This window comes from Nocardioides kongjuensis, assembly GCF_013409625.1.
GTDB classification, from domain to species: Bacteria; Actinomycetota; Actinomycetes; order Propionibacteriales; family Nocardioidaceae; genus Nocardioides; species Nocardioides kongjuensis.
Genome location: NZ_JACCBF010000001.1, coordinates 3606627 through 3627184 on the forward strand (window position 1 = coordinate 3606627; position 20558 = coordinate 3627184).

The window sequence follows — 20558 nt, forward strand, 5'->3', positions numbered from 1 at the left end:
GGTGCATGGAGCTGGACACGATTCGTGCATTCCTTGCCGTGGCCGACGGCAGCACCGTGACCGAGACGGCCGAGCAGGTGCACCGCACGCAGCCGGCCGTGTCGCGGGCACTGGCCCGCCTCGAGCGCGAGGTCGGCACCCCGCTCTTCCAGCGGGTCGGGCGCGGCCTGGTGCTGACGCCGGCGGGGCGCGAGCTGGCCGTGCACGCGCGGGAGACCGTCGAGTCCTACGAGCGCGGGGTGCGCTCGGTGCAGGACATCACCGCTCCGGACGGCGGCTTCGTGCCGGTGGCCTTCCTGCACACGCTCGGCACCTGGCTGGTGCCCGAGCTGATCCGCGAGTTCCGCGCCAGGCGGCCGCAGGTGCGCTTCGACCTGCGCCAGCACGGCGACGAGGGCCTGATCGACGACCTGCTCGGGGGCGCGGTGGACCTCGCCATCACCGGCGACCGGCCGGAGCTCGCACAGCTCGAGAGCCGGCGGCTGTTCCTCGAGCCGCTGCGGCTCGTCGTACCGCCCGACCACCGGCTCGCGCACCGGCGCACCGCACGCCTGCGCGACGTGCGGGACGAGCAGTTCATCGTGCTCAAGCCGGGCTTCAGCCTGCGCAGGGTCACCGAGGACCTCTGCGCCGAGGTCGGCTTCGCGCCGAGGATCGGGTTCGAGGGCGAGGAGGTCGAGACCCTGCGCGGCCTCGTGTCCGCGGGCCTCGGTGTCGCGCTGCTGCCCGAGCCGCGCGGCGGCGCGTCCCCGGCCGCGCCCTCGATCCGGCTCAAGGACGTGCGCGCGTCCCGCGAGATCGGGCTGGCCTGGGTCCGCGACCGCAGCCTGCCGCCGGCGTCCGCCCACTTCCGTGAGCACGTGCTGCGGACGAGTCGGAAGATCAATGTCTCTGACGCATAGATCAACCGAAAACTAGGCATTGGACGCATTCCAGCAGGGGACCTGAGGATGGTGACGGCCATCACCACCGACCCGAGGACCTCTGTTGACCGACATCGATCCTGCCGAGACCCAGGAGTGGCGCGACGCGCTGGCGGCCGTCCTGGAGTTCGAGGGCGAGGCGCGCACGAAGTACCTGCTCGACCAGGTGCTCGAGGAGGCCCAGCGTCTCGGCTCCCGTGTGCCGTTCGTGGCGACCACGCCGTACGTCAACACCGTCCCGGCCGACGCCGAGCCCACCCACCCGGGTGACCGCGCGGTCGAGCACCGGATCCGATCGGCGATCCGCTGGAACGCGCTCGCCATGGTGCTGCGCGCCAACAAGGACTCCACCGAGCTCGGCGGCCACCTCGCCAGCTTCCAGTCCGCCGCGACCCTGTACGACGTCGGCTTCCAGCACTTCTGGCACGCCCCGACCGAGAAGCACGGGGGCGACCTGGTCTACGTCCAGGGCCACCTCTCCCCCGGCATCTACGCGCGCGCCTTCCTCGAGGGCCGGCTCACCGAGGCCCAGCTCGACAGCTTCCGCCAGGAGACGGGCGGCAACGGGCTGTCGTCGTACCCGCACCCGTGGCTGATGCCGGACTTCTGGCAGTTCCCCACCGTCTCGATGGGCCTGGGCCCGCTGATGGCGATCTACCAGGCCCGCTTCCTCAAGTACCTCCACGCGCGCGGCCTCGCCGACACCGCCGGCCGCAAGGTCTGGGCCTTCCTCGGCGACGGCGAGACCGACGAGCCCGAGTCGCTCGGCGCGATCTCGATGGCCGCACGGGAGAAGCTCGACAACCTCGTCTTCGTCGTCAACTGCAACCTGCAGCGCCTCGACGGCCCGGTGCGGGGCAACGGCAAGATCATCCAGGAGCTCGAGGGCGTCTTCCGCGGCGCCGGCTGGAACGTCGTCAAGGTGATCTGGGGCTCCGGCTGGGACGAGCTGCTCGCCAAGGACACCACCGGCGCGCTCAAGCGACGGATGATGGACTGCGTCGACGGCGAGTACCAGACCTTCAAGTCGAAGGACGGCGCCTACGTCCGCGAGCACTTCTTCGGCGTCGACCCCGAGCTCGCCCAGATGGTGGCGGGGTGGAGCGACGACGAGATCTGGCGGCTCACCCGCGGCGGCCACGACCCGCAGAAGGTGTACGCCGCCTACGCGGCAGCGAACGCCCACACCGGCACCCCCACGGTGATCCTGGCCAAGACCGTCAAGGGCTACGGCCTCGGCGCGGCCGGCGAGGCGATGAACATCAGCCACCAGGCCAAGAAGGTCGCCGAGCCCGCGCTGCGGGCCTTCCGCGACCGGTTCTCGATCCCGATCGCCGACGAGCAGCTGCTCGACCTGCCCTACCTCTCCTTCCCGGAGGGCTCGCAGGAGCACGCCTACCTGCACGCACGGCGCAAGGAGCTCGGCGGCTACCTGCCCGAGCGCCGTCGTACGTCGAGCGCGCTCGAGGTCCCGGGCGTGGAGGACCTCGGCCAGACGGCCGGCTCCAACGGCCGCGCGATCTCGACGACCATGGCGTTCGTCCAGATCCTCACCAAGCTGCTGCGCGACAAGGAGATCGGCAAGCGGGTCGTGCCGATCGTGCCCGACGAGGCACGCACGTTCGGCATGGAGGGCCTGTTCCGGCAGGTCGGCATCTTCTCGCAGAGCGGCCAGCTGTACACGCCCGAGGACGCCGACCAGCTGATGTTCTACAAGGAGGACGCCAGCGGCCAGATCCTCCAGGAGGGCATCAACGAGGCCGGCGCGATGTCGTCGTGGATCGCCGCCGCGACGTCGTACTCCAGCAACGACACCCCGATGATCCCGTTCTACATCTACTACTCGATGTTCGGGTTCCAGCGGATCGGCGACCTGGCCTGGGCCGCCGGCGACATGCGCGCCCGCGGCTTCCTGCTCGGCGGCACCGCCGGGCGGACCACGCTCAACGGCGAGGGCCTCCAGCACGAGGACGGCCACAGCCACCTGCAGGCCGCGATGATCCCCAACTGCGTGGCCTACGACCCGACCTACGCCTACGAGCTGGCGGTCATCGTCGCCGACGGCCTGCGCCGGATGTACGCCGAGCAGGAGGACGTCTTCTACTACCTGACGCTGATGAACGAGAACTACGAGCACCCGCCGATGCCCGAGGGCGTCACCGACGGGATCCTGCGGGGCATGTACCTGCTGCAGCCCGGCAAGGGCCGCGGCGCAGCGAAGGTCGACCTGCTCGGCTCGGGCACCATCCTGCGCGAGGTGCTGGCCGCGGCCGAGCTGCTCGCCAAGGACTTCAAGGTCAAGGCCGACGTGTGGAGCGTGCCCAGCTTCACCGAGCTGCGTCGCGACGGCCTGGCCACCGAGCGGTGGAACACCCTGCACCCGCTCGAGGAGCCGCGGACGTCGTACGTCGCGCAGTGCCTCGCCGGCCGGAGCGGGACCGTGGTCGCGGCGACCGACTACATGAAGGCGTACGCCGACCAGATCCGCGGCTTCGTGCCCGGCAGCTACACGGCACTCGGCACCGACGGCTTCGGTCGCTCCGACTACCGGCGCAACCTGCGCCGGCACTTCGAGGTGGACCGGCACTTCATCGCCGTCACCGCCCTGCGCCGCCTGGCCGACGCGGGCGTCGTCACCCCCGACGTCGTCGCCGAGGCGATCGAGAAGTACGGCATCGACCCCGACCGGGCCGACCCGGCCCACGCGTGAGGACAGCAACAGTGGACAACGGCATCGACATTCGCGTTCCCGACATCGGCGACTTCTCCGACGTACCCGTCATCGAGGTGCTCGTCGCGCCCGGCGCCGTCGTGCGCGCCGAGGACCCGCTCATCACCCTCGAGACCGACAAGGCCACCATGGAGGTGCCCTCGCCCGTCGACGGCACCATCGTGTCGGTCTCGGTGAAGGTCGGTGACACCGTCAGCCAGGGCACCGTGATCGCGGTCGCGGAGACGGCGGCCACGGAGACGGCGCCCACCCAGGCGGCCCCGGTCGAGGCTCCCGTCGAGCAGGCGCCCGCTCCGGTCGTCGTACCGGAGACGGTCGAGGTAGGGGAGCCGGCGGCGGCCGGCTCCGACGACGGCGGCCTGCGGGCCACCCCCCTGGTACGACGCCTCGCCCGCGAGCTCGACGTCGACCTCACCACCGTGACCGGCAGCGGCCCCAAGGGCCGGGTCACCAAGCAGGACCTGCTCACGCACTACGACCGCAGCGTGGCACCCGCGGCCGGCGGTTCCCCCGCAGGTGCGGGGATCCCGGTCGTCCCGGAGGTCGACTTCAGCAAGTTCGGCCCGGTCCGCCGGGTCCCCCTGTCGCGGATCAAGAAGATCTCCGGCCCGCACCTGCAGCGGTCTTGGCTCAACGTCCCCCACGTCACGCACAGCGACGAGGCCGACATCACCGAGCTCGATGTCTACCGCCGCGAGCTCGACGAGGCCGCGAAGGCCGACGGCTACCGGGTGACCCTGCTCAGCTTCCTGCTCAAGGCCGCGGCCGCGACGCTGCGGAAGTACCCCGAGGTCAACAGCTCGCTGTCCGGCGACGAGCTGGTGCTCAAGGACTACGTGCACGTCGGCGTCGCCGTCGACACCCCCGACGGCCTGGTCGTCCCTGTCGTGCGCGACGTCGACCGCAAGGGCATCCTCGAGATCAGCCGCGAGCTCGCCGACCTCTCGGCCCGCGCGCGCGACGGCAAGCTGACCGCGACCGACATGCAGGGCGCGACGTTCACGATCAGCAGCCTCGGCGGCATCGGCGGCACCGCGTTCACCCCGATCGTCAACGCGCCCGAGGTCGCCATCCTCGGCGTCGTACGCTCGAAGACGGCACCGGTCTGGGACGGCGAGACCTTCGTCCCCCGGCTGATGCTCCCGCTGTGCCTGTCCTACGACCACCGGGTGATCGACGGTGCGCTGGCCGCAAGGTTCACCGCGCACCTCGCCCACCTGGCCGCCGACGTACGCCGCCTCTCGCTCTAGCCCGACCCTCAGGAGTCCCGATGTTCTCGAAGGTCCTGGTCGCCAACCGTGGCGAGATCGCGATCCGCGCGTTCCGCGCGGCCTACGAGCTGGGGGCCGCGACGGTCGCGGTCTTCCCCCACGAGGACCGGGGCTCCGAGCACCGGCTGAAGGCCGACGAGGCCTACGAGATCGGTGAGCGCGGCCACCCGGTGCGCAGCTACCTCGACCCGGACGCGATCGTCGCCGCAGCGGTGGCGTGCGGTGCGGACGCGATCTACCCGGGCTACGGCTTCCTGTCGGAGAACCCGGCGCTGGCCGAGGCCTGCACGGCGGCCGGGATCACCTTCGTCGGTCCGTCGGCCGAGGTGCTGACCCTGACCGGCAACAAGGCGCGGGCGATCGCTGCGGCCAGGGCGGCCGGTGTGCCGACGCTGTCGTCGGTGGACCCGTCCACGGACGTCGAGGAGCTGCTCGCGGCGGCCGAGGCGATCCCGGCGCCGCTGTTCGTCAAGGCGGTCGCCGGTGGTGGCGGGCGCGGCATGCGCCGGGTCGACGACCGGGCGCAGCTGCGCGAGGCGATCGAGACCTGCATGCGCGAGGCCGAGGGCGCGTTCGGCGACCCGACGGTCTTCATCGAGCAGGCCGTGGTCGACCCGCGGCACATCGAGGTGCAGGTCCTGGCCGACGCCGCCGGCGAGGTGATCCACCTCTTCGAGCGGGACTGCTCGGTGCAGCGGCGGCACCAGAAGGTCGTCGAGATCGCGCCGGCCCCCGGGCTGGACCCGGAGCTGCGCGAGCGGATGTGCGCCGATGCGGTGCGCTTCGCCCGGGAGATCGGCTACTCGTGCGCCGGCACGGTGGAGTTCCTGCTCGACCCGGCCGGGAACTACGTGTTCATCGAGATGAACCCGCGGATCCAGGTCGAGCACACCGTGACCGAGGAGGTCACCGACGTCGACCTGGTCCAGGCACAGCTGCGGATCGCGTCCGGCGAGACCCTCGCCGACCTCGGCCTGTCGCAGGAGACCGTGCGGCTGCGGGGTGCGGCGCTGCAGTGCCGGATCACGACCGAGGACCCGGCCAACGGGTTCCGGCCCGACACGGGCACCATCACGGCGTACCGCTCCCCGGGCGGGGCGGGCGTGCGCATCGACGGCGGCACGACGTTCACCGGCGCCGAGGTCAGCCCGCACTTCGACTCGATGCTGGCCAAGCTGACCTGTCGCGGCCGGACCTTCGAGGACGCCGTCGCTCGGGCGCGGCGGGCGGTGGCCGAGTTCCGGATCCGTGGCGTGGCCACGAACATCCCGTTCCTGCAGGCGTTGCTCGACGACCCGGACTTCGCGGCCGCGTCCACCGGTGCGGTGACGACGAGCTTCATCGAGACGCACCCGCAGCTGCTGACGGCCCGCGCGTCGGGTGATCGCGGCACACGGCTGCTCACCTACCTCGCCGACGTGACGGTCAACCAGCCGCACGGTCCCATCCCCGTCTCCGTCGCGCCGGTGGCCAAGCTGCCGGCGCTGGACCTCGCGGCGGTCGTGCCGGACGGGTCGCGGCAGCGGCTGCTGGCGGTCGGCCCTGCGGCGTTCGCCGAGGAGCTGCGCTCGCGTCCGGGTGTGGCGGTCACCGACACGACCTTCCGCGACGCGCACCAGTCGCTGCTCGCCACCCGCGTGCGGACCCACGACCTGGTCGGGGTGGCCGGGCACGTCGCGCGGATGACGCCGCAGCTGTGGTCGCTGGAGTGCTGGGGCGGGGCGACCTACGACGTCGCGCTGCGCTTCTTGTCCGAGGACCCGTGGGACCGGCTGGCCCGGCTGCGCGAGGCGGTGCCGAACATCTGCCTGCAGATGCTGCTCCGCGGTCGCAACACGGTCGGCTACACGCCGTACCCGACCGCGGTCACCGACGCCTTCGTCGAGGAGGCCGCGGCCACCGGCATCGACGTGTTCCGGATCTTCGACGCGCTCAACGACGTCGAGCAGATGCGGCCCGCGATCGACGCGGTCCGCGCCACCGGCACCTCGGTCGCGGAGGTCGCGCTGTGCTACACCGGCGACCTGTCCTCGCCGGGCGAGGACCTCTACACCCTCGACTACTACCTGCGCCTGGCCGAGAGGATCGTCGACGCCGGCGCGCACGTGCTGGCGATCAAGGACATGGCCGGACTGCTCCGTGCTCCCGCCGCCACGACCCTGGTGACCGCGCTGCGCGAGCGGTTCGACCTGCCGGTGCACCTGCACACCCACGACACCGCGGGCGGCCAGCTCGCCACCCTCACCGCGGCGATCGCCGCCGGGGTGGACGCGGTCGACGCCGCCACCGCCTCGATGGCCGGCACCACCTCCCAGCCGCCGTTGTCCTCGCTGGTCGCGGCCACCGACCACTCCTCGCGACCCACGGGGCTGTCGCTGTCGGCCGTGAACGCGCTGGAGCCCTACTGGGAGGCCGTTCGCCGGCTGTACGCGCCCTTCGAGTCCGGGCTCCCGGCCCCGACCGGTCGCGTGTACCGCCACGAGATCCCCGGCGGCCAGCTCTCCAACCTGCGCCAGCAGGCGATCGCCCTGGGCCTGGGCGAGAAGTTCGAGCAGGTCGAGGACATGTACGCCGCCGCCAACGACATCCTCGGCCGCATCCCCAAGGTCACCCCGTCCTCGAAGGTGATCGGCGACCTGGCCCTCGCGCTCGTCGCCGCTGGGGCCGACCCGGTCGCGTTCGCGGCCGACCCGTCGTCCTACGACATCCCGGCATCGGTCATCGGCTTCCTCCACGGCGAGCTCGGCGACCCGCCCGGGGGCTGGCCCGAGCCGTTCCGCTCCCGCGCCGTCGAGGGCCGCCCCTGGACCCCGCCGGCCGAGGTGCTCTCGGACGAGGACGCGGCCGGCCTGGCCTCACCTGATCGTCGCGGCACCCTGAACCGGCTGCTGTTCCCCGGCCCGACCCGGGAGTACGCCGAGGCCCGCGCCCGCTGGGGCGACCTGTCCGTCGTGCCCACGGCCGAGTTCCTCTACGGCCTCCAGCCCGAGACCGAGCACGCCGTCGACATCGACGAGGGCAAGCGCCTCCTCGTCGAGCTCGAGGCGATCAGCGAGCCCGACGAGCGCGGCTACCGCACCGTCCTGGCCCGCCTCAACGGCCAGATCCGCCCCATCTCCGTGCGCGACCGCTCCGTCTCCGCCGAGGTCGCCGCCGCCGAGAAGGCCGACCCCACCAAGCCCGGCCACGTCGCCGCCCCCTTCCAGGGCGTCGTCACCGTCACCGTCACCGAGGGCGACGAGGTCGCCGCCGGCGACACCGTCGCCACCATCGAGGCGATGAAGATGGAGGCCTCGATCACCGCTCCGGTCGCCGGCGTCGTGCAGCGACTCGCGTTCAGCGGGACCCACGCCGTCGACGGCGGCGATCTGGTCCTCGAGCTGGGCTGACGCAGGTCACGCGGTCAGCCGGCCCGCGCGAGCAGGGTCCGCCGGGCGAGCACGATCCAGCAGCCGATCGCGCCCGTCGACAGCAGCGCCGGCACCCAGTGGTCGAGCAGGGCGGACGCACCGACGGCCGCGCCGAACGCGGTCAGGTTCAGCACCACGTCGTAGACCGGGGCGACGAACGCCCGGTTCAGGACGTGGGCCACGGCGATGACGAGGCCGCAGCAGAAGGAGACCGACAACAGGAGGCTGACCACGTCGACCATTGTCGCGGACAGGTCCTAGCCTCTGCCCATGGACGACATCGACACCATCGTCGTCGGGGCGGGTGTCGCGGGCCTGACCGCGGCCCGGCTGCTGGCCACCACCGGTCAGCGCGTCGTCGTGCTCGAGGCACGCGAGCGGGTCGGTGGCCGCACCCACTCGGAGCGGCACGAGGGCCTGGTGACCGACCGGGGCGCGTCGTGGATCCACGGCATCGACGACAACCCGCTGTTCGCAGCGGCCGAGGCGTTCGGCATGCCGATGACGGAGCTCACCGTCGGCAGCTATCAGCCCGACAGCCGCCCGATCGCCTACTACGGCCCCGACGGCGTGCGGCTGGACCAGGCGCAGGTGGACGCCTTCGCCTGCGACGTGCGCACGTTCGACGAGCGACTCGGCGTGGCCGTCGCGAGGTCGGCCCGCGGGACGTCGTACGAGTCCGTGGTCGAGTCGACCCTCGCGGAGCTGGCGTGGCCGGCTGATCGCACCGAGCGCGTGCGCGAGTTCCTGCGGCACCGCACCGAGGAGCAGTACGGCGTGTGGATCGGCGACCTCGACGCCCACGGGCTCGACGACGACCAGGTCGAGGGTGACGAGGTCGTCTTCCCCGACGGCTTCGACGTGCTCGCGACCCGCCTGGCCGACGGCCTCGACGTGCGCCTCGGGCAGGTGGTGACCCGCGTGCGGTGGAGCACGGACGGAGTCGTCGCTCTCTGCGGCGACCGGGCCGTCCGCGCCGGGCGTGCGATCGTGACGGTGCCGGTCGGCGTGCTGAGGTCCGGCGCCCTCACCATCGAGCCACCGCTGCCCGAGCCCCTGGCCGGCGCCCTCGACCGGCTCGAGATGAACTCCTTCGAGAAGGTGTTCCTGCGCTTCCGCGAGCGGTTCTGGGCGCCCGACGTGTACGCGATCCGGCGCCAGGGCCCGGCGGCGGCCTGGTGGCACTCCTGGTACGACCTCACCCGGCTGCACGGCGTACCGACCCTGCTGACCTTCGCAGCCGGGCCGTGCGCGCAGGCGATCCGGGACTGGAGCGACGAGGCGGTCGCCGAGTCCGTGCTCGCCGCGCTGCGCGAGATCCACCCGGACGCCGAGATCACCCCCACGGCCGTCGAGGTCACGCACTGGCGCGACGACCCCTTCGCCCGCGGCTCCTACGCCTACATGACGGTCGGAGCGACGACCGACGACCACGACGTGCTCGCCACGCCCGTCGGCGGCGTCCTGCACCTGGCCGGCGAGGCGACCTGGACCGAGGACCCGGCGACCGTGACCGCCGCCCTCCGGTCGGGGCACCGGGCTGCCGAGAACGTGCTCGGCCGGCCGGTCCCGGTCGAGACGCTGTGGACGACCGGCCTCCACGGCCACCAGCACCCCTGACGGACCGGCCCGTGGCGTCCCCGGGCCGGCGGTCGACCGGTCCGCCGACCCGGGGAGGCGTGTCACGCGAGCAGCGCGTTGACCGACTTCTGCTCGGTGTAGGCGTCGATGGCCGAGGCACCGAGCTCGCGGCCCCAACCCGACTGCTTGAAGCCGCCGAAGGGCATGGCGGCGTCGAAGGCGTTGTGGCAGTTGATCCACACCGTGCCCGCCTTGATCTGACGGGCCGTGCGGTGGGCCTTGGTCACGTCGCGCGTCCAGACCGAGGCGGCGAGCCCGTACGGCGTGTCGTTCGCTGCTGCCACGACACCCTGCTCGGCGTTGAACGGCGTCGCGACGACGACCGGGCCGAAGATCTCCTCGCGGTAGACGCTGAAGGAGGAGTCGACGTCCACGAGCACGGTGGGCTCGACGTAGTAGCCCTCGTCGCCGTGGCGGCGGCCACCGGTCAGGGCGCGGGCGCCGTCGCGCAGGCCCTGGTCGACGTAGCCGAGGACACGGTCGAGCTGCGTCTGCGAGACGAGGGGGCCGACCTCGCTGGTGGGATCGAGGCCGGGACCGAGCTTGCTGGCTGCGGCGACCTCCGCGACGCCCTGGGTGAACTCGTCGAAGATCTTGTCCTCGACCAGGAGCCGGGTGCCGCTCGTGCAGGTCTGGCCGTGGTTGAACAGGAAGCCCGACGCGGTGCCCGGGATCGCGAGGTCGAGGTTCGCGTCGGCGTACACGACCTGCGGGCTCTTCCCGCCGAGCTCGAGGCTGACCTTCTTCAGGTTCCCCTTGGCGGCGTCGACGATCAGCTTGCCGACCTCGGTCGACCCGGTGAAGGCGATCTTGTCGACGTCGTCGTGGGCGGCCAGGGCGGCACCGGCGTCGCCGTACCCGGTCACGACGTTGAAGACGCCGTCCGGCAGCCCGCACTCGGCCATGATCTCGGCGAGGCGCAGCGCGGTGAGCGGGGTGTCCTCGGCGGGCTTGAGCACGACGGTGTTGCCACACGTGAGGGCGACCGGGATCTTGAAGGCGGCCATCAGGAGCGGGAAGTTCCACGGCACGATGGCGCCGCAGACGCCCACCGGCTCACGCAGCGTGTAGGCGTGCCACTGGGTGCCGGGCGCCCAGGGGACCGACACCGGGATGGTGCGGCCCTCGATCTTGGTGGCCCAGCCGGCGTAGTACTGGAACAGCTCGGCCACCCAGGTGACGTCGACGGCCTGGGCGACGGCAGCGGACTTGCCGTTGTCGAGGGCCTCGAGCTGGGCGAGCTCCTCCGCTTGCTCGTAGATCGCCTCGCCGATCCGGAAGAGCAGGCGCTGACGCTGGGCGGGCGTCCACAGCGACCACTCGCCCTCGAACGCCTTGCGGGCGGCGCGGACGGCGCGGTCGACGTCGACCGCCTCTCCGTACGCCACCTCGGTGAGCACCTGGCCGGTGGCCGGGTCCCGGGTCTCGAACGTCCGGCCCGAGGCGGCGTCCACCCAGGCGCCGCCGATGAACAGGCCCTTGGGGCGGGACAGCCAATCGCGCACCCGGGGCAGCACGGCGGTGTCGGTGGGGACGAGCAGGTCGGTCATGGTTCCTCCGTCAGGAATGGGCGATCGGTGCGGTGCGAGCGTCGTCCGCCCTGCCCGGTGGCGGTGTTCAGCTTCTGGACATTCCCCGGCCTCAGGGCGCCAGCAGTCGGTCCAGCACGGCGGGGAGCTCGGCGAGCGCGTCGAGCGAGGCCATCCGCGCACCGGCGTCGCGGGCGAACCGCCGGGCCTCGTCGTCGTCCGACGCCGGTGCGACGACCAGCAGCTCGTCGAGCCCGCGGGCGGCCGGCAGCGGGTCGACGTCGTCGGTGACCCGGCAGTCGGAGAGCAGCAGGGTGATCCGGCGGCGCGCCCGGGCGCCGGCGAGCTGCTCACGCGCGGCGCGCAGCGCGGCGTCGAGCGAGGTCATCCCGTGGCCACGCAGGCCGAGGACCCGTTCGACGGTACGCCGGGCCGGGCTCGCCGTACCGAGGGCGACGACGGTCTCGGCGCGACGGTCGAAGGCCACCACCGCGAGCTCGCCGCCGGACTCGGCCGACCTCAGGGCACAGGCCGCGGCGGCCATCGCCGCGGTCGCCAGCCGCCGACCGTCCATCGAGCCGGAGCGGTCGACGAGCAGGCACAGCGCGGTCGCCGGGCGCTCCCACACCGACGCGGTCAGCTCGTCGAGGGCCGGCGGGCGACCCTCGCCCCGCGCCACGGCGACCGCCTCCAGGGACGCGTCGAGGTCGAGGTCGCCCCCGCGGTCGGCGCGGGTCGGTCGCAGCCGGCCGGCGCCGATCCGGCCGTGCGGACCGCTGCGCGCCCGCTCCAGCACCAGCCGCGGCACGAGCGCCTGGACCCGCGCCCGCAGGGCGGGGTCGGTGGCCCGGCTCATCAGCGCGAGCAGCGGCAGCACGTCGTCCGGGTCCTCGGCGACGGCCGCCTCGACGGCCGCGACGTCGAGCTCGCCGACCTCCGGCGAGAGCTCCTCGAAGCGCGGGTTGCGGGCCAGCTCGGCACGAGCGTTGGTGCGCTCGGGCCGCCCGCGGCGGGAGGCGGCCGTGGGCGGTGGGGAGGCGCCCGCCCCGACCGGGGGCGGGCTCAGGCTTCCCCCGGGCGGGGCTCCTCCACGGTGTGGTCGTCGCCCGCGGGCCCCGGTCCGAAGTGGGTCGCGTAGAGCTCGCCGATGATGTCCTCGGGCCGCCGGGTGGACGCCTCGTCCACCCGCACCCGCCCGCTCAGCGCGACCAGTGCCGCGTCGAGGCCGACCTGCCAGTCGTCCTCGGCGACGCCGCGGGCCCGGGCCAGCTGGTGGTTGATCCCGGCCAGGTCGATCGTGCCCCGCACCGACGAGCCCACCCGCAGCTCGGGGTGCTCGCGGGTGGACCGCACCAGCGCGACCGCGCGGTCGCGCCAGTCGGCGGACGGGACCGGAGCCCGCTGCGCGAGGATCTGTGCCTCGGCCTCGGCGGACTGGTAGCCCATCGCGATCCGGCAGGTCCGGTCGTAGACGGCCGAGGAGACGCGGGCGGTGCCGACGGCGTCGTACGGGTTCATCGCGGCGACGACCGCGAAGCCCGGCGCGGCACGGACCAGGCCGAGCCGGGGTACGACGATCTCCCGTTCCGACATCACCGTGAGCAGGGTGTTGAGGGTCTCCTCGGGCACGCGGTTGAGCTCCTCGACGTAGAGCAGCCCGCCCTCGCGCATCGCGGTGAGCAGCGGCCCGTCGACGAAGACGTCGGGCTGGTAGCCCCGGCTCAGCACCAGGGCGGGGTCGAAGTGGCCGACCAGTCGGGCAGGGGTCAGCTCGGCGTTGCCCTCGACGAGGGCGAACGAGCGGTCCCGGCCGGCGGCGACCCGGCGCAGCAGCGTGGTCTTGCCGGTGCCGGGTGGCCCCTCGAGGACGACGTGCGCGCCGCTGGCCAACGCCGCCTCGAGGAGCTCGGTCTCCCGGGACCGGTCGACGACCGCCAGCGCCGCGAGCACGGCAGTCATCGGTCCTCAGTGCTCGTGGACGACCACGCCGCGGACGTTCTTGCCGTTGAGCAGGTCGTCGTACCCCTCGTTGACCTGGTCGAGGGTGTAGGTGCGGGTGAGGATCTCGTCGAGCTTGAGGTCGCCGGACTGGTAGAGCCCGAGGATCCGCGGGATGTCGACGGTCGGGTTGCAGTCGCCGAAGAGGCTGCCGCGCAGCTCCTTGCGGAAGAGGGTGAGGATCGAGCCGGGCAGCTGGATGTTGGTCTCCTCCAGCTTGTTGAGGCCGGTGAGCACGACCTTTCCGCCCTTGCCGACCGCGTTGAAGCCGTCGGCGACGATCTCCGAGGTCATCAGGCCGGGCGTGAGGATGGCGGAGTCGGCCATCTGCCCGCGGGTCAGGTTCGTGATCGTCTCCATCGCGAGCTCGGCGGACTCGAAGGCGTGCGTGGCGCCGAGCTCCATCGCCTTCTCGCGCTTGTTGGCGAGCGGGTCGATCGCGATGATGTTCTTGGCGCCGGCCAGCGCTGCGCCCTGGACGGCGTTGATGCCGATGCCGCCGATGCCCATGACCATGACGGTGTCGCCGGCCTTGACCTCGGCGGTGTTGACTGCCGCACCCCAGCCGGTGGGTACGCCGCAGCCGACCAGGACCGCCTTCTCGAGCGGGAGGTCGTCGTCCACCTTCACGCAGGAGTTCTGGTGGATGACGCCGTACTGGCTGAACGTGCCGAGCATGCACATGGCGCCGTACTGCCCCGCAGGCCCGGTGATCGGGAACCGCTCGCCGGGCAGGTAGCCGTCGAGGATCGTGGCGCCCATGTCGCAGATCGACTGCTGTCCGTTGGCGCAGTAGCGACAGGTGCCGCAGTTGGGGATGAAGGAGCACACGACGTGGTCGCCCACCTTCACGCGGGTGACGCCGGGACCGACCTCCTCGATGATCCCGGCGCCCTCGTGGCCGAGCACCATCGGCAGGCGCGCCTCGAGGTCGCCGTGGGCGATGTGGACGTCCGAGTGGCACAGGCCGGCGTGGGTGTAGCGGATCAGGACCTCGCCCTCGCGGGGCTTGTCGAGGGTGAGCTCTTCGATCTCGATCGGCTTGCCGGTCTCGTAGACGACTGCGGCCTTGGTCTTCATGAGGGTTCTCCTGGATGGGGCGCCGGGGCGTCGGCGGCGGGGACGTGACGCCGGACACACTCGCAACGCGGCGGACCCCTGGCTGTTCAGAAACTGGACAACCGCCTGCCAACCCTCTCGCGTTTACTGTGACCGCGGTCACGAGGCCGGTGTGGCGGCAGGTTGAGGAGAGACGCGTGACGACTGGAACCGACGAGCTCCGCGACCCGATCGCGAAGTCGTGGCAGCGCGCCGCGATGGCCGGGCTGACCCCGGGCAGTGCGCTCGACCACCTGACCTACAGCGACGTCGACACGTCCGGTCCCCTGCTCTCCGCGGCGTCCGAGGTGCTCGACGAGCTCAACGACCAGCTGCAGGGAACGATGTTCTCCACCCTCCTCGTGGACCGTGAGGGCCGGATCGCCCAGCGGTGGTGCGGGGACCGGGGCGGCCGGCGAGCCTTCGACAACCTCGGCCTCGACGTCGGTGCGTCGCTCCTCGAGGAGGCGGTGGGCACCAACGCGCTGGGCACCGTGCTGGAGACACGCACGAGCATCACCATCAACGGCGGCGAGCACTTCGCCGTCCCCCTGCGCCGCTTCAGCTGCTATGGCCACCCGATCTTCCACCCGACGACGCGCCGGATCGAGGGCGTCTTGGACATCACGGCGTTGATGGAGGAGGCCAGCCCCCTGCTACCTCCCCTGGTCGCCCGTGCCGTCGCCGACATCGAGCAGCGCCTGCTCGACCGGAGCCGGGTCTCCGACAAGCAGCTCCTCGCGGCCTTCCAAGCGGCCGGCACCCGCCGCCGCGCCGTGGTGGCGATCGGGCAGGACCTGTTCATGTCGAACCAGGCCGCCTCCGACCTGCTCGGCTCGACCGACGTGGCCCTGCTGCGGATGCTCGTCGGCGACCTGCACGACAACGCCGACGTCGACCTGACCCTCGAGTCCGGGCTGGAGGTCCGGGTCGAGGCCAGCCGGATCGGCGGCGCGCGCGGAGGCGCCCTGCTCCACGTCGAGCCGCGCCGCGAGCTGCGCGTCGCACCCCACGCGGTCCGTCCCGACCTCGCCCACGCGCCCGTGCTGGTCTCCGGTCCCCCCGGGTCCGGCCGCTCCACCGAGGCGCGCCGCGCGAGCGAGGTCCAGCCCGTCACGGTCCTCACCGCCGCCTCGGCACTGCTCGACGGGGCCGAGGCGTGGGCCCGGAACTTCGGGGCGCTGGTCCGCGCCGGTCAGGGCACCGTCTGCGTCGACGGCATCGACCTGCTCCCCGACGACCTCGTCGACCTCGTCGCCTCGCACCTCGCGGAGCGGCGCGCGCCGCGCCTGGTGCTGGTGTGCGGCCCGGTCGACGCCTTGTCGGGACGGGCCGCCGCGCTCGCCGGCGAGTGCACCGAGCGCCGGCTGCTGGCGCCCTTGTCGAGCCGGCCCCACGAGCTGCCCGAGCTGGTCCGACGGATGCTCGCCGACCTGGGGGCCGATCCCTCGCTGCACTTCACGCCCGGCGCCCTTCGGGCACTGTCGGCGCAGCCGTGGCCGGGCAACCTGCGCGAGCTGCGCGCCGTGGTCGACCACGTGGTCCGCCACCAGCGCACCGGCGCGGTCGTGCTCGACCAGCTTCCCGAGGCCTACCGTGCCCAGGAGCCGACGAAGAGGCTCGCCCCGATCGAGCACGCCGAGCGAGCCGTGATCGTCGAGGCGCTGCGCGAGCACGACGGCAACAAGGTGAAGGCGGCACAGTCGCTCGGCATCTCGCGCACCACCCTCTACGCGAAGATGCGGGCGCTGCGGATCACGGTCTACTGAGCCCGAGGGCCAGGGATCGTGACGCAGCGCCCGCAGCCGCGGGGGCTCCGGGGGTCAGCGACCGGACGGCACCCCCGCGGCAAGGTGGCGACGGCGACTCGCCAGCCGCGCCACCAGGACCCCCACGGCGAGCACGACCTCGAGCCCGGCGACCAGGCTCGCGACGTGCATCAGGTCCCATCCCTCGCCGTGGAGGTGCGCCGCCACGTGACTCGGCGCCGACGCCGCGTGGGCCGTCCCGCCGTGCACGGCGGGACCTCCCGTCGTCCCCATCACCAGCAGGTGGAGGCCGATCATCGCGGCGGCCGTGGCAGCCGTCCACTCCCACGCCCGGGAGTCCGACGTCCGCCACAGTGCCGGCACGCAGCGCAGGCAGGTCAGCGCGGCAGCGAGCATGAGGAGCGCGGCCAGCGGGGGCATCGAGCCGAGCGCCACGACGTGCAACCCGACCGAGACGACCGCCAGGCCGGCAGCGACCCGGCCGGCGACGAGCGCGCTCACTTCCTGCCCCGGCAGTGCGGCGTGGTCCCGGCCGGTACGTCGAGGGCCGGGTTGCGGTCGAAGAAGCCGACCGGCTTCAGCTTGAAGCCGGTGTAGTCGACCGGCATGACCGGCCAGTCCTCGGGACGGGGGAAGTGCGTGAGCCCGAAGGTGTGCCACAGCACGATGTCCGCACCGTCGATGTCGCGGTCCTGCTCGACGTAGCGCTCCAGGCCGTCGGTGCCGGGCGACTGGTTGACGATCTCGCCGGCCGGCCAGCGGTGGCTGTCGTCGTGCGCGCTGACCCACAGGTGGTGCGTCCCGAACGCGCCGCGCCTGGCGATGACCGAGGACGGGTCGGCGAGCAGGGTCGGCTGCCCCTCGGGGTGCAGGGCGTAGCCGACCGGCTGGCCGAGCCGGTTGCTCCGCTCCGGGTTGGTGACCAGCCAGGTCCGCGACGCGAGGTTGTCGGCCTGCCGCCGGGCCTCCAGCTCGGTGCGCAGGCGGGTGTGCTGCTGCCGGAAGGCGTTGCCGTGCGGGTTGAGGTCGCTGACCGGCACGCGGACCGCGTCGACCTCGTCGACGGCATTGGTGTGGCCGTCCACCGCCATGTCGAGGCGCGCGGAGAAGAGGTGCTGGTGGAAGGGCGCGCCCAGCCCCGGTGCCATCTCGGTGGCGAACCCGTCAGGTCCGGTGTAGGCCGACGTGAACACGATGCCCGTCGCCTTGGCCTCGAGCTCGATGGTGCCGTCGAGGTAGAGGTACCAGTAGAAGCCGTAGTCGTAGTTGCCGATCGTGAGGAAGAACGAGATCACCAGCCGGCGCTGACGGCGGGTCTCGGCCATGCCGTTGAACAGGTCGGTGTGCTTCCACAGCACGCCGTAGTCCTCCTCGTGCAGGCAGATCGCGTTGGTCAGCGTGCGCGGCTCGCCCCTCTCGTCCGCGATCACCGCGTCGATGTAGGTGATCTCGCCCAGGCAGTCGCAGCCCAGCTCGAGCGAGTTCGTGTAGCGGCCGAAGACGTACTCGCCCTGGTCGAAGTAGTTGATCCAGTAGCGCGAGGGCGCCGGGTCGCCGTACGGCACGACCATCTCGGGGATCGAGGCACGGTTGACGATCGGGCGCACTCCGCCGGGCGCCGCCTCGTCCTTCCAGCCGAGCTGGTGCAGGACGAGACCCTCGCGCACGTCGAAGGTGAACCGGAACCGCCAGTTGGCCCACTCGATCAGGTTGTCGGTGACGGTGAAGCTCGGCCCCTCGGGCTGGGTGATCTCGATGGGCTTGAGGTCCGTGCGGGTGGGGGCGCCGTGCGGCTCCGCGTTCCACTCGCCCCGCTCCATGGGCACGTCCATCATCGCGTTGTCGGCGACGGCGAAGACGGTGCGCTCGGTCAGGTCGACGTAGGCGCAGACGCCGTCGATCGGGTGCGCCCACGGCAGGTCGGCCTCGTCGAGCTGCAGGAACGCAAGCACACGGCACATCCGCCGGCCCTCCTCGGCGGGATCACCGAAGTTGCCGGCGGACAGCGGGACCGCGCGGACCATCGCCGGGTCGATCCCGCGGCGCTCCATGGCAGCGATCCACTCCTCGCTCGCCAACAGGATCTGCTCGATGTCCTCGAACTCCTCGTCCAGGATCGGGCCCTGTCCCTCGGCCAGGGCATCGATCTCGCGGGTCGACTCGACGGCGCCGGCGGTCACGTCGACCACCACGCTCGTCGCGGTGCCGGAGGCCCGGTCGACGAGGATGCTCGCCACGCTGCGGCGGAACGGGTCGCCGTCGGCGTGTGCCAGCAGCTCGGCCTTCGGCGCCTCGAGAAGTCCGACGTAGACGAAGCGGGTGTCCGGGCCCAGCAGGCCCGCGGCATCCACGACCTCCCGGTTGGTGCTCACCTCCTCCGCGGTGAGCAGGGACAGCGGGTGCGCGGTCAGTGGCGCCGTGACGGCGGAGCGGGTCGGGGTGGCGGTCATGGGATCTCCTCGTGTCGGATGGGTGATGGAGGGGCGATGGAGGGGCGTTGGAGGGGCGTTGGAGGGGCGTTGGAGGGGCGTTGGAGGGGCGTTGGAGGGGTGGTCGCGCAGGTCAGGGCTGCGCGGAGGCAGGGACCGGGTCCGGGACGGCCTGGCGTCGGATCGCCAGGGACAGCAGGAGGCCGGCGGCGAAGGCGCCGACGAGCAGCGCCTTGAAGCAGGTGGCGACGCTCGCCGAGCCGCCGACCAGGAGGGCCAGGTTGTCGACGGTCATCCAGGCGAAGGCGGCGAGGCCGCAGATGGCGACGGCCGGCGCGACGACGGCCTGCCACGGCGTGGCGAGGCCGGGGTGGCGGCGGAAGTGGGCCACCACGGCGATCGAGGTGAGCAGCATCAGCGCGATCAGGCCGACGACGGAGACGGCCGCGAACCACGTGAACACCTCGAGCACCGGGTCGAGCCGGAAGGCGACGCAGCCGGCGAGGAGGACGGCGCCGACGACAGAGGTCGTGAGGGACGCGACGTGCGGCGAGCCGTGGTCCTCGTGGGCACGGCCGAGGGCGGACGGCAGGACGGCGACCTCCGAGGCGGGGTCGCCGAGGGTGTGGAGGTAGCGCGAGATGACGTTGTGGAAGGCGAGGATCGCGGCGAAGACGCTGGTCACGAGCAGCACCTCGACGACGTCCCCACCGAAGCCGCCGAGCACCGTCGTGGCGGTCTCGCCGAGCATGGTGCCGGGGTCGGCGACTGCCCGGGCCACGGCGCCCTCGTCGCCCCACCAGGAGACCAACGCCCATGCGGAGAGGGCGTAGAAGCCACCGATGAGGAGCAGGGCCGCGTACGTCGCCCGCGGGATGGTGCGGTCGGGGTCACGCGCCTCGTTGCGGAAGATCGCGGTGGCCTCGAAGCCGATGTAGCCGGCGACGGCGAAGATCAGCGCGATGCCCGGCGCTCCGGAGGTGAACGCCGACGGGTCGAAGGTCGTCGTCGCCAGGCCCTCGTCACCGCCACCGCGGGCGATCACGACGACGTTGAGGACCATCACGACCGCGACCTCGGCGACGAGCAGCACCCCGAGGACCCGCCCGGACAGCTCGATGTGGCGGTAGCCCAGCAGCGCGACGACGACCATCACGGCGACGCTCCACATGCCCCAGGGCAGGTCGGGTCCGCCGTGGTCGGTGACCAGCACGTCGATCGCACTGCCGATGAAGCCGTAGACGGCCAGCTGCACGGCGGCGTACGAGACGAGCGCGAGGAAGGCCGAGCCGACCCCGGCCGGGCGGCCGAGCCCCCGGGCGACGTACGTCGAGAAGGCACCGCCGGCGTCGACGTGCCGGGCCATCGCCGTGAACCCGACGGCGAAGAAGAGCAGCACGACCGTGCAGACGACGTACGACGCGGGGAAGGCGGCTCCGTTGCCCGCGGCGATGCCGATCGGGACGGTCCCGGCGACGACGGTCAACGGGGCCGCTGCGGCGACGACCATGAAGACGATCGCACCGACGCCGAGGCTGCCGGAGAGCCGGTGGTGACCGGCGGACGGGGTGGTGGACATCGCTGCTCCTTGCTGGACGGGGACCGGGATCGGTGCCTCCACGCTCGGCGGTCGACGTCTCCGTCCGGTCTCCGCCGGGTGAAGGTCTCCGCACCGCGGACGGGAACGGGGACGGGGTCGTTGCGGGCGTGATGCAGCTCACTGTGCGCTGCTCGCGGGGCCGCGCTGTTCAGAAACTTG

At 72.5% G+C, this 20558-nt stretch carries 14 protein-coding genes; 6 read left to right on the forward strand and 8 right to left on the reverse strand.

All coding sequences use genetic code 11. The annotated features are described in order from the left end of the window. Positions 1-5: 5 nt before the first annotated feature. The 4 genes from BJ958_RS17360 to BJ958_RS17375 all read left to right on the forward strand — a co-directional run bounded on the left by BJ958_RS17360 (position 6) and on the right by BJ958_RS17375 (position 8314). Positions 6-902, forward strand: coding sequence for a LysR family transcriptional regulator (locus BJ958_RS17360; RefSeq protein WP_179728166.1), 897 nt, complete (start codon positions 6-8; stop codon positions 900-902). Positions 903-987: 85 nt separating this feature from the next. Then, entirely contained in the window at positions 988-3633 is a 2646-nt protein-coding gene (aceE, locus tag BJ958_RS17365) for a pyruvate dehydrogenase (acetyl-transferring), homodimeric type (RefSeq protein ID WP_246319063.1), read from the forward strand. Between the two features lie 11 nt (positions 3634-3644). Further along, the gene (locus BJ958_RS29120) at positions 3645-4904 is read left to right on the forward strand and encodes a 2-oxo acid dehydrogenase subunit E2 (RefSeq protein WP_179728167.1); all 1260 of its coding nucleotides are present in this window, start codon (positions 3645-3647) and stop codon (positions 4902-4904) included. Positions 4905-4924: 20 nt separating this feature from the next. After that, positions 4925-8314: a pyruvate carboxylase gene (locus BJ958_RS17375; protein WP_179728168.1), complete on the forward strand. Its 3390-nt coding sequence runs from the start codon at positions 4925-4927 to the stop codon at positions 8312-8314. A 14-nt stretch (positions 8315-8328) separates the two neighbouring features. On the opposite strand, the gene BJ958_RS17380 is transcribed toward BJ958_RS17375, so the two are convergent. After that, a complete protein-coding gene (locus BJ958_RS17380) occupies positions 8329-8568 on the reverse strand; it encodes a hypothetical protein (RefSeq protein WP_179728169.1) in 240 nt (79 codons plus the stop codon). 37 nt (positions 8569-8605) lie between these two features. On the opposite strand from BJ958_RS17380, the gene BJ958_RS17385 reads away from it, so the two are divergent. Then, the gene (locus BJ958_RS17385; RefSeq protein ID WP_179728170.1) at positions 8606-9955 is read left to right on the forward strand and encodes a flavin monoamine oxidase family protein; all 1350 of its coding nucleotides are present in this window, start codon (positions 8606-8608) and stop codon (positions 9953-9955) included. Positions 9956-10017: 62 nt separating this feature from the next. On the opposite strand, the gene BJ958_RS17390 is transcribed toward BJ958_RS17385, so the two are convergent. The 4 genes from BJ958_RS17390 to BJ958_RS17405 all read right to left on the reverse strand — a co-directional run bounded on the left by BJ958_RS17390 (position 10018) and on the right by BJ958_RS17405 (position 14583). Beyond that, entirely contained in the window at positions 10018-11526 is a 1509-nt protein-coding gene (locus tag BJ958_RS17390) for an aldehyde dehydrogenase family protein (RefSeq protein ID WP_179728171.1), read from the reverse strand. Between the two features lie 91 nt (positions 11527-11617). Beyond that, the gene (locus BJ958_RS17395) at positions 11618-12382 is read right to left on the reverse strand and encodes a VWA domain-containing protein (RefSeq protein WP_218865828.1); all 765 of its coding nucleotides are present in this window, start codon (positions 12380-12382) and stop codon (positions 11618-11620) included. A gap of 185 nt (positions 12383-12567) precedes the next feature. Then, a complete protein-coding gene (locus BJ958_RS17400) occupies positions 12568-13464 on the reverse strand; it encodes an AAA family ATPase (RefSeq protein ID WP_179728172.1) in 897 nt (298 codons plus the stop codon). Between the two features lie 6 nt (positions 13465-13470). Beyond that, positions 13471-14583 (reverse strand): NDMA-dependent alcohol dehydrogenase, encoded by a 1113-nt coding sequence (locus BJ958_RS17405; RefSeq protein ID WP_179728173.1) that lies wholly within the window; start codon positions 14581-14583, stop codon positions 13471-13473. A gap of 176 nt (positions 14584-14759) precedes the next feature. Between BJ958_RS17405 and BJ958_RS29125 the strand changes: the two genes are divergently transcribed. Continuing rightward, a complete protein-coding gene (locus BJ958_RS29125) occupies positions 14760-16370 on the forward strand; it encodes a helix-turn-helix domain-containing protein (RefSeq protein WP_218865829.1) in 1611 nt (536 codons plus the stop codon). Positions 16371-16424: 54 nt separating this feature from the next. Here the strand turns inward: BJ958_RS29125 and BJ958_RS17415 are convergent, their stop codons facing one another. From BJ958_RS17415 to BJ958_RS17425, 3 genes are all read right to left on the reverse strand, one after another. Next, the gene (locus BJ958_RS17415) at positions 16425-16871 is read right to left on the reverse strand and encodes a hypothetical protein (protein WP_179728174.1); all 447 of its coding nucleotides are present in this window, start codon (positions 16869-16871) and stop codon (positions 16425-16427) included. Then, the gene (locus BJ958_RS17420; RefSeq protein ID WP_179728175.1) at positions 16868-18820 is read right to left on the reverse strand and encodes a primary-amine oxidase; all 1953 of its coding nucleotides are present in this window, start codon (positions 18818-18820) and stop codon (positions 16868-16870) included. Before BJ958_RS17420 ends, BJ958_RS17415 begins: the two co-directional genes overlap by 4 nt. Positions 18821-18932: 112 nt before the next feature. Then, positions 18933-20378, reverse strand: a complete 1446-nt coding sequence (locus BJ958_RS17425) for an APC family permease (RefSeq protein WP_179728176.1) — start codon at positions 20376-20378, stop codon at positions 18933-18935. Positions 20379-20558: the final 180 nt, after the last annotated feature.